General features: G+C 36.9%; 11 protein-coding genes. All 11 read right to left on the bottom strand.

Annotated features, from left to right (window positions below; genetic code table 11):
- Positions 1-35: 35 nt before the first annotated feature.
- The 11 genes from NPUN_RS12315 to NPUN_RS12265 all read right to left on the bottom strand — a co-directional run bounded on the left by NPUN_RS12315 (position 36) and on the right by NPUN_RS12265 (position 13,377).
- The gene (locus NPUN_RS12315) at positions 36-1,439 is read right to left on the bottom strand and encodes a GumC family protein (RefSeq protein WP_012409008.1); all 1,404 of its coding nucleotides are present in this window, start codon (positions 1,437-1,439) and stop codon (positions 36-38) included.
- Positions 1,440-1,775: 336 nt separating this feature from the next.
- Positions 1,776-2,936: a DegT/DnrJ/EryC1/StrS family aminotransferase gene (locus NPUN_RS12310; protein WP_012409007.1), complete on the bottom strand. Its 1,161-nt coding sequence runs from the start codon at positions 2,934-2,936 to the stop codon at positions 1,776-1,778.
- Between the two features lie 111 nt (positions 2,937-3,047).
- The gene (locus NPUN_RS12305; protein ID WP_012409006.1) at positions 3,048-4,226 is read right to left on the bottom strand and encodes an ATP-grasp domain-containing protein; all 1,179 of its coding nucleotides are present in this window, start codon (positions 4,224-4,226) and stop codon (positions 3,048-3,050) included.
- Between the two features lie 109 nt (positions 4,227-4,335).
- Positions 4,336-5,415, bottom strand: a complete 1,080-nt coding sequence (locus NPUN_RS12300) for a hypothetical protein (RefSeq protein ID WP_012409005.1) — start codon at positions 5,413-5,415, stop codon at positions 4,336-4,338.
- A gap of 36 nt (positions 5,416-5,451) precedes the next feature.
- Complete coding sequence (locus tag NPUN_RS12295; RefSeq protein ID WP_012409004.1) at positions 5,452-6,342, bottom strand: phytanoyl-CoA dioxygenase family protein; 891 nt, start codon at positions 6,340-6,342, stop codon at positions 5,452-5,454.
- A 77-nt stretch (positions 6,343-6,419) separates the two neighbouring features.
- The gene (locus NPUN_RS12290; protein WP_234711096.1) at positions 6,420-7,532 is read right to left on the bottom strand and encodes an aspartate aminotransferase family protein; all 1,113 of its coding nucleotides are present in this window, start codon (positions 7,530-7,532) and stop codon (positions 6,420-6,422) included.
- A 170-nt stretch (positions 7,533-7,702) separates the two neighbouring features.
- Complete coding sequence (locus NPUN_RS12285; RefSeq protein WP_041566115.1) at positions 7,703-8,359, bottom strand: sugar transferase; 657 nt, start codon at positions 8,357-8,359, stop codon at positions 7,703-7,705.
- A 55-nt stretch (positions 8,360-8,414) separates the two neighbouring features.
- Positions 8,415-9,710 (bottom strand): hypothetical protein, encoded by a 1,296-nt coding sequence (locus NPUN_RS12280; RefSeq protein ID WP_012409001.1) that lies wholly within the window; start codon positions 9,708-9,710, stop codon positions 8,415-8,417.
- Positions 9,688-10,941 (bottom strand): glycosyltransferase family 4 protein, encoded by a 1,254-nt coding sequence (locus NPUN_RS12275; protein ID WP_012409000.1) that lies wholly within the window; start codon positions 10,939-10,941, stop codon positions 9,688-9,690. Before NPUN_RS12275 ends, NPUN_RS12280 begins: the two co-directional genes overlap by 23 nt.
- Before the next feature lie 53 nt (positions 10,942-10,994).
- The gene (locus NPUN_RS12270) at positions 10,995-12,134 is read right to left on the bottom strand and encodes a glycosyltransferase (protein WP_012408999.1); all 1,140 of its coding nucleotides are present in this window, start codon (positions 12,132-12,134) and stop codon (positions 10,995-10,997) included.
- 43 nt (positions 12,135-12,177) lie between these two features.
- A complete protein-coding gene (locus NPUN_RS12265; RefSeq protein WP_012408998.1) occupies positions 12,178-13,377 on the bottom strand; it encodes an O-antigen ligase family protein in 1,200 nt (399 codons plus the stop codon).
- Positions 13,378-13,379: the final 2 nt, after the last annotated feature.

Here is a 13,379-nt window from a genome sequence, read left to right as displayed (position 1 = left end):
TACTTACTCAAAAAAAAGAATAATCCCTAATGAAGTCAATCCCAACAACTTTTGGTTTCATCAACAGTCTTAATTGATTTATCTGTTGCTTCCAAAATAAAGATAGCCACTAAAGTAGCCAGGATAGCCAGTAAAGAAGCACTCACAAGCATAAAAGGAGAAGAAATAGGCTGTTGAGGAACTTGAGCTTCGGATAGGATACTTGCATTAACTAAGTTTTGATTTTCCGCTAAACGGCTTTCTTCTAGCTTTTGTTGCAAAAGTAAATAAGTAGATTGTGCGACTTTTGCTTTACGTTCTAACTGGTGTTGTTGTTGTTCTAATCTCGGAAGATAACTCAGACGTTGTTTGTAGCTAGATTGTAAGTTAGATAAAGCAGCAGATTGGCTTTCTAAACCTAGACGGGTTGACTCTAATTCTATAAGCTTCGCTGAGAGTTGCTGTTGTAACTCTCCTAATTCATAGTTTTGATTTAGTTTTAGTTTATTCGTTCCTGTAACTTTTTTTATGCGCTGTTGCAGTAGCTCGTTTAAAGACTTTAACTTGTCTTCTAAATCTAGAATTTGCGGATGGGTGTCTTGTACAACAGTTCGCCTGAGTGTAAGTTGCGACTCTAATTGTTGAATTTCTTTAAGAATATCTTGTACACCTGAAATCTGGCTAAGGGAAGTCTTAATCATTGCCTGTCGAGAGTTCATACCCAATTGTTCGCGGATTTCTTTAGACTGTGCATCGACATCAGCAATTCTTGATTGAGCTTCACTAAATTTCTTTTGTAAGTCTGCAATGTTTTCTACTGCCTTACTTGCTTCTTCTGGCAGGGAAACACTCTTATAGTTTTCTTTAAACTTTGTGATATCGGCTTCTGCTTTTAGAACAGTTAATTCTGCATTCGGCATCTGTTTTTCTAAAAATTTGCGCGCAGCCGTAGTTTGATTCCTCTGAGCGGATATATTATATTCTAAATAAGCATCCATCAATTTATTAACAACTTCTGTTGCAATTTCCGGGTTAGTATCTTGATAGGAGACTAATAAAATATCAGTTCCATCAATATTTTTCACAGTCAATTTTTTAAGAAAAGCCTGGAGTTTTATAAGCTCCCCTTTGTCGTCCTTCAAGTTGAGTTTGTTTATAGCTTTTTGCGCTATAGGTATAGAGCGTATAACTTCTGCTTCTGTATTTAAAGGATTAGTTTGATCCTGAGATACTGATTCTAGCTTGTTTATTTCTGTTCCTACTCCCGTTAGGGAAGAAGTTATATTTGTTTTGTGGAACAGCAGCTTTCCCTCTGCCATATAATTAGGTTGTCTTAATAACAAAGGTAGCAATGAAATTAGCAATGCTGGAAAAAATATTACTATAAAAGACAACCTACGGCGCTTCAAAATTTGCAAATATGTATTAAACGTAATAATATTTTCTGTTCGAGATTCCATAAATTTAGATTGGATTTTTGATGATTGATGTAATTAAGCTTGAATGACTCAATATTGCAAACAAGCAAAAGAAATAAAATAGATAATTTGTCAAGCCCACCTACTGATTATATATAGGAGTCATATTTGATTTCTGAAAAAAATCAGTACAACTCAAAGAGCCTTATTGACTATTGCCTATTACTTCTTGCCTATTACCTATTACCTATTACCTATTACCTATTGCCTATTACCTATTGCCTCCTACACAAATAAGTTTAGAAATCAAAGACGCTCGATAGCGCAGCGTTAGCGACGCAGGAGCGTCTGACTCACTACCGCTTCGCTATCGGATTGCTATAGAAACATATAAGTATGAGTTTTAGAACTATTATGGTGAACTGCTAGAATTTCATTAATCACTTGCTCCAAATCTTCGTCTGTGAGATTAGATCCCGAAGGTAGGCAAAGACCGTGTGTAAATAAATCTTTAGCGACTGTATCTCCAATATATTCACACTCAGCAAACACAGGCTGGAGATGCAAAGGCTTCCACACAGGACGAGTTTCAATTTGCTGTGCGGCAAGTGCGATGCGGACTTGTTCTCGATCTGCTCCAAAAGTTGCTGGATCGATTGTTAAACAGGTTAACCAGCGAGTAGCACGGCCAAAAATAGCTTCCGGCATAAATTCTATGCCTGGGAGATTTCCTAAAACCTGTTGGTAAATCTTAAAGTTGCGTCTTCTAGCTGCCACTCGCTCACTCAAAAGATGTAATTGACCGCGACCAATACCAGCTAAAACATTGCTAAGGCGGTAGTTGTAACCAATTTCCGAATGTTGGTAATGGGGAGATAAATCGCGCGCTTGGGTTGCTAAGAAACGGGCTTTTGCTACCAATTGTGGATCGTCCGAAACCAACATCCCACCACCGGAGGTAGTGATGATTTTATTGCCATTGAAGGAGTAAATGCCAATGCGCCCAAAAGTTCCGGGGGAACGCTCTTTGTAGGTAGCACCTAAAGCTTCAGCTGCGTCTTCAATTAAAGGAACGTCATATTGATTGCAAGCTTTCAGGATGGGATCGATATCTGCACTTTGACCATACAGATGCACAAGTACCACTGCTTTAGGCAATCTGCCAAAACGTGCGCGGTTCTCTAGCGCTTCCTGCAATAAGTCAGGATTCATATTCCAAGAAGTGCGATCGCTATCAATAAATACTGGTTTTGCTCCTAAGTAGGCAATTGGATTAGCGGTAGCTATAAATGTCAGGGTAGAGCAAAAAACTTCATCTCCAGACTCAACGCCTAATAATCGTAAAGCCAAATGTAGAGCTGCTGTACCAGAACTAACAGCCGCCGCATACCCAGCCCCAGTTACTTGACAAAATTCTTCCTCGAAAGCATTGATGTGTGGACCAACTGGTGCAATCCAGTTAGTATCAAAAGCTTCTTTGATGAGTTTTAGCTCGCGATCGCCCATGTGTGGAATCGAGAGCAAGATTGGTTTAGTCATAATTATTTTCAGTAGTTTGGATTATCTGATAAGGCTGCAATAATTCAGATTTTTTTATGAGAAATTCCTCAAAGTATTCCTGATGACTTTAAAAACCTTTACACTTACTTATCATTTAACGTTTTGTATTTTTTGAGATTGCAGAGAAAATATACTTTTCATGTTTTGAAATAACTTCTGTTTCATAAGCTTATAAAATAAGAAATGGAGTATACCACTTGGATCTGATAAAAAATATTTAACATTCGTATCAGACAAACTATATTCTAAAGAGCCGTTGAAAGCATCTTGAATGAACCTATGGAATTTAGCATAATATTGTTCTTTATAGGAAATTCTCTCAAAACTGATGTTATTTGATAGTAAATATAAAATATACGGAAAATTTACACCAACTGAGAGAGAACCCATTAAAGATTGCCAAAACCGTGGATTGATTTCAATAACATTAATTTGTCCTGTCTGAGAATTATATCTTAAGTCTAAATTAGCAATACCACTCCATTTAAGTACATTCATAGTTTTTGTGACTATATCAATAACAGCAGAATCATGAACAAATTTCAATTTGTCAATTTTGGGAGTAAATCCTTCTGTTAATCCTAATTGCTGTTGTATTGTGTAAGCAAGAACTTGCCCATCCTGACAAAGAACACTACAACCTATGTCATGACCAGGTACATATTTTTGAACAATATATACATCATTGGGATAGTTACAAATAGCCTGAAAATTTTCTTCTTCTAAAGAATCAAATTTTTGTATATTTTTTCCACCACTTCCATCAACTGGTTTGAGTATTACAGGATAATTAAATTGGCTAATATTCTCAATCTCTTTAAGTAAAACTGTTTCAGGTGTTGGGATATTATGTTTTTGTAATAAAAGGTGCAACTTCCATTTGTCAAAGGCTGCATCTAAATTTTCTTCACTTGGCAATGCCACTATTCTACAAAATTTTGACAATTTATATCTATATTTTGAAACAAACTTAAAGCCTTCTTCGGAAGCAGGAAATATAAGATTTATTCCTTGATTTTCGATTATCCTAATTACCTCATCTAAATACTCTAGTGAATTCATGCTATTTGCCGAAACAACTAAATTATCAATATATGCCGAATACTTGTAAAAATATAACCATTCATTGTCATCTAATGTTTGGCCAGAGGAAACAATCACATTTATATTAAATTCACTATTAGCTTGTTTAAGACAGCGTATTGCATAGTACGCAAGAGGATTGTTGCATGGATCGGGAATTAAAACGGATGGTTGTTGAATTTTCATTGACTATGATTTATGTAAATTTTCAAAACTTAAATACTAGAAGCATTATCAAGCTTAATTGCTTAACCAATATGAGAGATGAAAAGCATAATTTCCCGAGCGTGGTCATTCAATGTGAACGATAAGCAGGAAAAAAGTCTGATTCCAATAATTCTGATGCTGTTTTACCTATAACTTTCGCTTTTAAGTTCACCAATTTATAATATTTTTCCTCATCAATTATTAAGCGTAATGTTAAAAACTTGTGAGTTAGTTGAGAGAAACCCGCTTTGAAAATATATAAACTATCCTCAGTTGAACTACCAACTCCACCCCCCAAGTGCAAAAATTCATTACCGCGTTTCTGTGCCCAATATCTTGCATAGTCGGTTTCTAAACTACCCGGTGATAAATGAACAAACTGATTTCTTGTTCCCCCAAGTGTGCTTTGCACAATTCCACAACATTCTGTATATAAACCAACACAAGCTATCTGATGTTCGTGTTCAACAATGCATAGATGAAGACTAACACCTAACAAATCATTCATTTGAGTAAAATATTCGGAATTAAAAGAGTAGTATCCTGTCGTTGCATTGACACGTTTCATGGTTTCTTCATAGATTGCAACAAATTCGTCCAAATAATCTTGGAATGGAACCATCCTTGCAATCATTCCGAGGCGCTTACACTTGTTAATTGTGCTACGATGACCCTTTCTCGTGTGAGTCCACAAGTTAGAAAGTCTCAAATCAACTGAGACTGTTTCCCCTGTAAGTTTAAAATTTTCCGTTTGAGAGACTTTAGTGAAACTCTCATTCAGAATTGGATGCAAACGAAAGAAAGCAGAGCATATCCCTCTAGAGTGAAATTCCTGCTTCATCATATCTAGAGCAGCATCTAGAAATCCTGGTGTGTTAATAGCTGCTTCACTAAGCAAGATCCCCGGATAGCCATAGGGGGAAACAACATCAAAAATATCTGCTGATTGTAGTCCTTCAAAGAGGATGTCATTACATTTCCTGAGCAAATAAGGTACAAAAAACTTTTTTTCACCTTCAGTTATTAATATAGCCTCGGGGATAGTATCAGTTCTTTTAGCCTCTAAATAAGTATACTCAGGCAAATGGTAAAAATCATGACGGATTTCTTGCAAGGTTTTTAACCACAAATCGTTGGTCAATTCAATTATTTGTACTTGTAAATTCATGTGATTATCCCTATTTATTTTGCTACATTTGACTATTTAATATCTATCTTCTGCTGACCACAAAATAGGAAATATTGCTGGATCGCTATAATCTGGATTACCATTAGGCAGTTTGCGACACATACTGTCAAGAAAGTGGTGAATTTGTTCTTTGTTATTCCAAAAAGGTTGATGGCGATTGGCATAGTCCTGTAAATATAAAGCAAATGCCAAGCGTACTGAATTGCTGCAATTGGGATAGCTACCGTGAATAGTACAACAGTGGTGAAAGCTAACTTGACCTTTCTTCAGAATGATAGGTACTTCAACAATCTCTCGTCCTTTTTGGGTAAATTTCTCTTCTATCTCTTTGAGATTCTGGTTATTGAAGCAACGCAGATGTTCGGTATCTGACCACTTATGGCTACCATCAAGAACAACGAGTGGTGCTTTATTTTCATCAATATCTTGGAAAGGTATCCAAGCGGAAAGCATTTTTTTAGAGGTGCAGTTAGAAGAATAAGAGTAATCGGTATGCCAGCCAACTACGCCTCCTCGATCGCTAATCGTGATGGGTGCCTTATAGACTAGCGTATCTTCAAATAATCGAATTTCTGTAGTTCTAGCTAGTTTCGCAGCGATCGCCCCAACAATTGGTTGAAGAACGAGCTTGCGTAGTTCTTTTTTCCGATAAGAAACATGTTGATTATTGCGTACAGCGTCTCCATCTCCAGGCTTCCAGTCGCTGTAACCAGTACTATAGGGAAGTGTTGCGTCTCGCTCTCCGCGATAAAAATTTTCACTACCTGCGATCGCTTCATCTATAATCTCATCAGGTATAACTTTTTTGCTAATAAACCAGCCGTGTTCTTCATAAAAAGCAATATCTGACTCTGTGGGTAAAAGAGCTAGCTGATCTTGTGAGAATTTGTAAGTAAAAGTTTTCATGTAATATATCCTGCTTACTTTCAAAACTTCAAAAAATTGTGCGAACAACAATAAATTCTTGAATTTTGAATTACTTTTCATCCTCCAATCATAGAGATAGCAAGATTGTCATATTGTTGAAAAAATTCTCGAAATTTCGCTGCCACACGACTAATATCATCTAAAGAGTAACGTTGATCAGTTGGTATTGTTAAAATGCGTTTTGACAAATCTATTGCTAAAGGATCATTAGATGAATTTTCTGGCGTTTGCGGCCAATGAATCGGTGGAAATATATTTTGACTTATTAAGTAGTTACGTAAAGCTTCTCGATTTTCTGGATCTTTACAGACGATTATACTGTTGAATGGCACAGAACCATCGGGCCAAGAGGTAAAAATGGGTGTCCAATTAGGATGGTTTGTAATTGATATCCAAGCTAAAAATTGTTTGACATTTCTTTCCCTTTTTCGCCTAAATTCTCCAATATTCAGGCAGTTTAAAATATTAGAAGTGAAAGTTGAAGCTGCATAATTAGTTTCGCAATCAAGCTCTTCCTCACTTTCAATCTCTAGTCGCCGATAGATATCTTTCGAGATATTTGCACCACTAATATAAGCTCGTTTTAACAGCATAGCAGTCAGTTTTTTACAACTAGCTGGTGATTCTGAAGAAGCTTTTGGCAACTTAATATTTTGGGGTGACCAGATAATACCTCCATTTGGGATTGGCAGAGTTTTACGTAGAGAAGCTATAGCATAGTGAGCATTACTTTGCTGTGCCCAAGAAGAAAAAGGGTCGTGGCTATGGTCTTCAATTAAGATAATCTCATTATGTTTAGATAGCCAATCTTGCCAACATTTTCTTTGTCTAACCCCAAATAAGTTAACTGCTAAAACTAAATCACCTGGGAAAGTATTGAGGGAGTTAAAATCTGGGGATTCTTGAGTTGGCAAATCTCGATACCAACATATCTCAAAATATTTTTTGAGTTTTGTTGCAAAATCCATGCATGAAAAAGATGGTAAATGCAGTCGTAGCTGACGCCCTTGATTCTGATTTAATAGATTGTTGAGAGAAATCAGACAAGCTGTACCAGTGGAAAAAAGTTCATATATCTTAGGTAGAAAATTGTTAGTTTTAGATGCCATTAAAAACTCATTTGACCAATCAAATTCAGAACCTAATTCCCATTCTTTTTTCATAAACATTTACCTGAAATAATAGGATTTATTACAAGAGATTTCTTTGGCTATTGTGAAGCCAATCTCTTGTCTTGACGAAGTTAGGAAGCGTTAGCGAGTTCGCGAGCTTTGAAAAACCTCACTCAGACTTTTCTCCGTCTTCTGCCTTATTTATTGAGAGTTTGTACAATAATATTTCATACTTCTCTAGTACTACCTTGAAATTCTTCACCTGTAGCGTAGCCTTCTTGGCTAATATTCTCTTTTTTCAAAACTTTGAACAGAGTTAAAACCAGAATTTTCAAGTCCAACCATAGATTCCAATTGTCAATGTACCAAATATCTAATCTGAATTTCTCTTCCCAACATCCATCTAATAATCGGCGACCATTGATTTGCGCCCAACCTGTGATACCCGGTTTGACATTATGGCGACGTGCTTGTTCGAGGCTGTAACGGTCAAGATACTGCACCAGTAAAGGACGAGGGCCCACCAAACTCATGTCACCCTTGAGGACGTTCCAAAGTTGTGGGAGTTCGTCCAAACTGGTTTGACGAAGAAATTCACCAAAAGGCGTGAGGCGTTTCTCATCAGGGAGAAGATTGCCTTTGGCATCGCATTCATCAGTCATAGTGCGGAACTTGTAAAAATTGAAAATACGAGCATTTTTACCGGGACGGGGTTGGATAAAAATAACTGGATAACCCATGCGGAAATAAATAGCGATCGCAATTATCAATATCACCGGAGAAAGAGCTAAAAGGGCGATTGCTGCTACAAATCTATCTAATATAGACTTGATTAATCTGCTGTTTTTTCTAAAAAAATGTTTTTGTAAATATTTGCTGTTCATAGCTGTAATTTTCATTGTTGTAAAGATAAAAATCAGGAATCAATATCTATCAGTTTTATCGAGGAAAATAAGCGTAGATACTTTGGTTTTTTCTTTTCAAGACTTTGCTGCTAGAAATTTTGAAGACATGTACACCAAGAGGTTGAAATTCGGCATTTAATACTCCATCGTTAAGCAGAACTGTCTTGTTTTCAAATAGAACAGTTGCTTCGGTAGATGTATTAGAAAGACCAGTAAAACTAACAGAAACAGGTTCATTTGCTGAGTTGACGGCAATAATGTAAGTAAATTGATTCCAAACAATTGTCAGCAAATTAATAGAGGGAAAGCTGAGTGACTGCTCCATGCCATAGGTGTAAAACTCCTCTGTCCTTGCTGGGCCAGCGACAATCTTAAAGCTCACATTATCTAGCCTCGTGCCATACAAGATAGCCGAGCCCAATTGCTCTGGCCCTACAATCTCTCCAGCAGCCTTATGATATGTTTGCAAAACACTTTCCAGATTGGGATGGTCGCGCTTGTGCCAATAAGAAAAAATCAGAATTCCCCTAGCACCAGATACGATAGACTGCCAAAAGTCGTGATATGCCCCTTCGGTTGTTGCGATCGCATTGCCAGATTCGTGAAAGAGTTCCAAAATTGCTACAGGAGTTTTTTCTCCATTCAGATAATCAGGGCCTATCGTGGCTTGTGCTAACTCGATCCCCTTTAGTGTGGTTTCCATGCGCCACCGCACCCATGCATGTGGCACCCCTATATAGTTTGTGTAAATGCTGGAGGGAATGATATCCAAATAAGGTACATACTGCTGGACACTTGTAGCATCATAGTGACCGGGGATGTACATATAATTTGGTCGCTTTTTTGGGTCATATTTGCGTGTCCAACTCGCATAATTGGTAACTATCGCCATTTCTCCATCTCTCCAATAGCGCCGTTCTTCAGGAAATTCCCACCACGCTACTCGATCGCTCTTAGCAAGAGCGGTAATCTTGTTTGCCGCTTCCACCTCTGGTATCGGCTCAGATTCACCTGGCAGGCTGGCAAGAGCAAGCATCTTACCCTTAGCTACAGTTTCAAGAAAAGAGGGGGTAAAATGATATGTCTGGGCGATTTTCCATCCGAATTGCCGCACTCTCTCCATATCTTGTGCTTCGTGTATAGAGTATAGACCTAGCGGAAATTCCTTGCTTTGAGGGTATATATCTTCTGCAAAAACTTCTGTATTTGTTGCCGTAAAGACGACGGACGCAATAATAATTCCAACGGCTGCTAGTAGCTTTTCAGCACAATGCAAGAATTTTATTTTCGACCAATGTTTCCACTTTTTAAATGTCAGAATGCGTTTCATTTAAAACCTTCTGAAAAACATTTGCTAATTTCTTGTACAAAATATCTCGATCAAACACTGTGTCTGCAAGTTTTCTTGCAGCAGCCTGAGCGCTTTGCAAGCACTCAGAGCTATTTAAAAATTTTGCAAGTTGAATTGCAGCAACTTTTGGATCGTTGCTAGAAATGCTAATACCAGCACCAGATTGTTCGAGAATTTCTTTCTGCCAACCGCCATAGTTAATTACGACTGGGCGACCTGCTGCTAGGGCATCAAAGAATTTATTAGCTGAATTATGCTCCATCTCAGGAATTGGCTTAAACAAGGAGGTGGCAACGGTACATGCAGAAAGAAGTGCTGGCATTTCAGCTTTGGGAATAGGTGGCCACATCCAGAAGTTTTTTTCCAAAATCCCTAATTGACAACTAGCTTCTCTGACTTCACTTTCGCAGACACCTGAACCAACCACCAGAAATTTAGCCTCAGGTATGATATTTCTCATGTGACTTGCTAAATAAGCCAAATAGTTGACTCCATTTATATGCCCGAATGTACCGGTGTAAACAATCAAAGGCCCGCCAGATAATTCGGGATGCTGGCGGAGAAACTCTAATCCAATTGTTTCTGAAATGTTAAAACGTGCATTATCGCAAGCATTAGGAATCACTTCTACTTTCTCAGGAGATATACCCTGTTTGACGATGCCTTCTTTCATACCAGGAGAAAGTGCCACAATATGAGAAGCATTTTGATAAGCTATCAGTTCTAATTGCCGAGCCAAAAATATAGCTAATGGTGAGCGTACAGCTTTCATAGCTATTGGCATTTCTGGCCAGAGATCTCTGACTTCAAAAATATAAGGAGTGCCATGCAACCATTTTCGCAACAAAGCTGGTATTGCAATAGTAAGCGGTGTACTAGTAGCAAAAGTGAGGTCAGCTTTTTCTTCTCGCAGGACTTGTAAAGAAGACCGAACAGCAAAACTCAAAAATGCAAAAATTCTCCGCGAGAAGCTCATGTAATTACTGTACTTCAAAGGAATAACATTTAATTTAAAACTAACATTTTTGGTGTTGAACAATTTCAGGATATTAACGGCGGGAATTCCATGAATTTCCGAGTCACCGCAAAACATACAAACTTGCCATTTATCTTGGACAAGACGAGTCGAAAACTCCCAGGATCTTGTGCCTCCAGAAACTGTAGGAATCGAAAAATATTGATGTAAATAAATTAATGTGCGAGTATCCATCAACGTTGAACCTCTAGAGAATTATTTGAATTAACAATTACATCTATATTTTTTTAATTTGCATGTAATAGATTGAAATATTCTCGAAGTGACTGCTTGCCAATCTGGTTCCAGGAATATTTTTCTTCTACTAAATTTCGTGCCGCCTGTCCTCTTTTTGGGAATTCTAATCGCGCGGCTAAAATATCTTGCATCCGTTTAGCGATCGCTACTGGAGTAGCTTCCACAGACCATCCAGCCCCAGCCGCCTCCACTTCACTTGCCATATTAGTTCCAGGTGTGAGTAGACAAGGTATTCCATAAGATAAAGCCTCTAATACTGCTATTGGATGTCCTTCAAAGCGAGAGGTATGTATAAACAAATCTGCGCTTTGGAAAACTTCTTGCTTTGCATCTCCCAAAACTGGATCGTTGAGATGAACAATATCTTGAAGTTGATATTTATTTATCATCTTCTCAAGTTTTATCTTACTTCCAGCTATATTAGATCCATATAAAAGTATCTGAACTGTTGATTTTCTCAATTTTTCTTGTAATAGCGCACAAGCTTCTAATAGAAGGTCCAATCCTTTATGGTTGATATCGAGTCTTCCTAAAAAGACAAATTTTAACCCTGGTTTGCTCCCTGGGTATGCCAATAGTTTAGGTTGCGGCATATTGACTCCATTTCCAACTATAAATACAGGATGACTCCAGGTTTTTTTCACATCTATAGCTTCTTGTTCATTTAAGCAATGCAAAGCAGCAGAATTTCGTACCATCCAGTTAAAAAATAAAAAGTTACCTACCTTTTTCTTCAGTTGTTTTTGCTGCTGCGCTCTCTGTGTCATCCCACCTTGAGGTGTAATTATATAGGGAATCTTGCGTTGCAAAGCCTCATATACGAGTGGAATATGCTTCAAAACATAGGTACTTTGGAAAACAATCAGATCGGGTTTATTCAATGGTTCTGGCATTGAAGCTAAACTTGGATAAAGAGGTAAATCATTTATATAAACAACTGGATATAGCTCAGGATTTTCGTAGCGCCCTAGTGTAGAAGTAGTCAAAAGTCCAGTTTGCACTCCTAAATTTTGCAGGGCATTCACTAATGGCGTTACGGCAGGTGTTAACCCAGTAATTCGATTGTGCGTAATTGGCGCAACATATAGGATAACAGTTGACCGTATTTGATATTCATCAAATTCATGCATAAAAGTGATTCTCTCCTATTCAAACTATAGATTTGAATTTTTATCAAACCCTTTGATTTTTTGTAGATATAGTAGGAACTTTGTTGTGTATCAAATTTGGCAGTGCAAATATTAGGCTTATAATTGAATAGTTGTCATATAATGTTCCAGAAAATAGAGAACCTATATAAATTGGTGAACAAATTATAGTTATAATTTTCCAGTTTCTATTTAATTTCCCTTTCCATAAAAGTATTCCATACATTGCAGTAAATCCTATAAGAATAACACAGGGTAAAAAGCCGCCATTATATAGCATATCTAGATAAATATTGTGAGGATAGGAATATATATATTGGCTTCCTTCTCCGAATAAAAAATTATCTTTTATAAAAAAAGATGTCAAATTTTGCCAATATCCTTCCCTGACTGCAATAGAACTAGAGGAGGCACCACGGTCATAAAACCAAAATACTCTAGAATCAATAATAGATTTAGAAAAACTTGAATTTATAGCGAGTAAAAAAGGAGCAAATGTTATAGCTATACTAGCAAACTTTAGCCAATTCAATCTGATATATAGTACTGTGTAAAGAAAAGATAATGTCATAAAAATTCCTACTATTGTTGCACCTCTAGAACCTGTTTTAACCATTAGAGACAATGCAATAACTAAACAAAATATCGTAGTGATTAAGCTAAGTATTGAAATTTTTTCTTTTTTGCTAGAGTAATTTTCATGAACCAATACGAGATTTAGCAAGAAAATAGTTCCAATAATTCTGTAGTAAATATTGGGCCCAAATATAAAGGATTGCCTTGGCTCGTTTCCAGAAAACTGTTGAGATAATACTCCAAGAAAAATTAGTGTAATGGCAGGCAGCCATCGAACTATCTTACAACCTGGACTATTACTGAGCAATCGCTCGATTACATGAGTGCCAAAAACAAGAATATTAACATATAGAATTCCTGATATAGCGCCAAAATAATAGTCAAAATTGTATTGATAAAATTGAATAAAAATAGGTAAGAGAGCGAAAAAAATGAATATTTGAGCAGAAATTTCTGCTGGGCTTAAAATAAAGTTTCTTCTCAGGACAAAAACTATTGTCCAAAAAACAAAAAATAAAGGAATTTCATACACCGTTTTATTTTCTCCAGGAAATGTCGAACAAAAAATCAAAATTAAGTCAATAGGTAAAAGAATTACGTTATTCCAAAAATCCTGATTTAATGTTTTTTTAACGATCGTATTTGACATTA

The sequence above is a fragment of the Nostoc punctiforme PCC 73102 genome (genome assembly GCF_000020025.1).
In the GTDB taxonomy this organism is placed as follows: domain Bacteria; phylum Cyanobacteriota; class Cyanobacteriia; order Cyanobacteriales; family Nostocaceae; genus Nostoc; species Nostoc punctiforme.
Note: the sequence above shows the minus strand (reverse complement) of the source record. Positions and strands in the feature narration are given on the sequence as shown.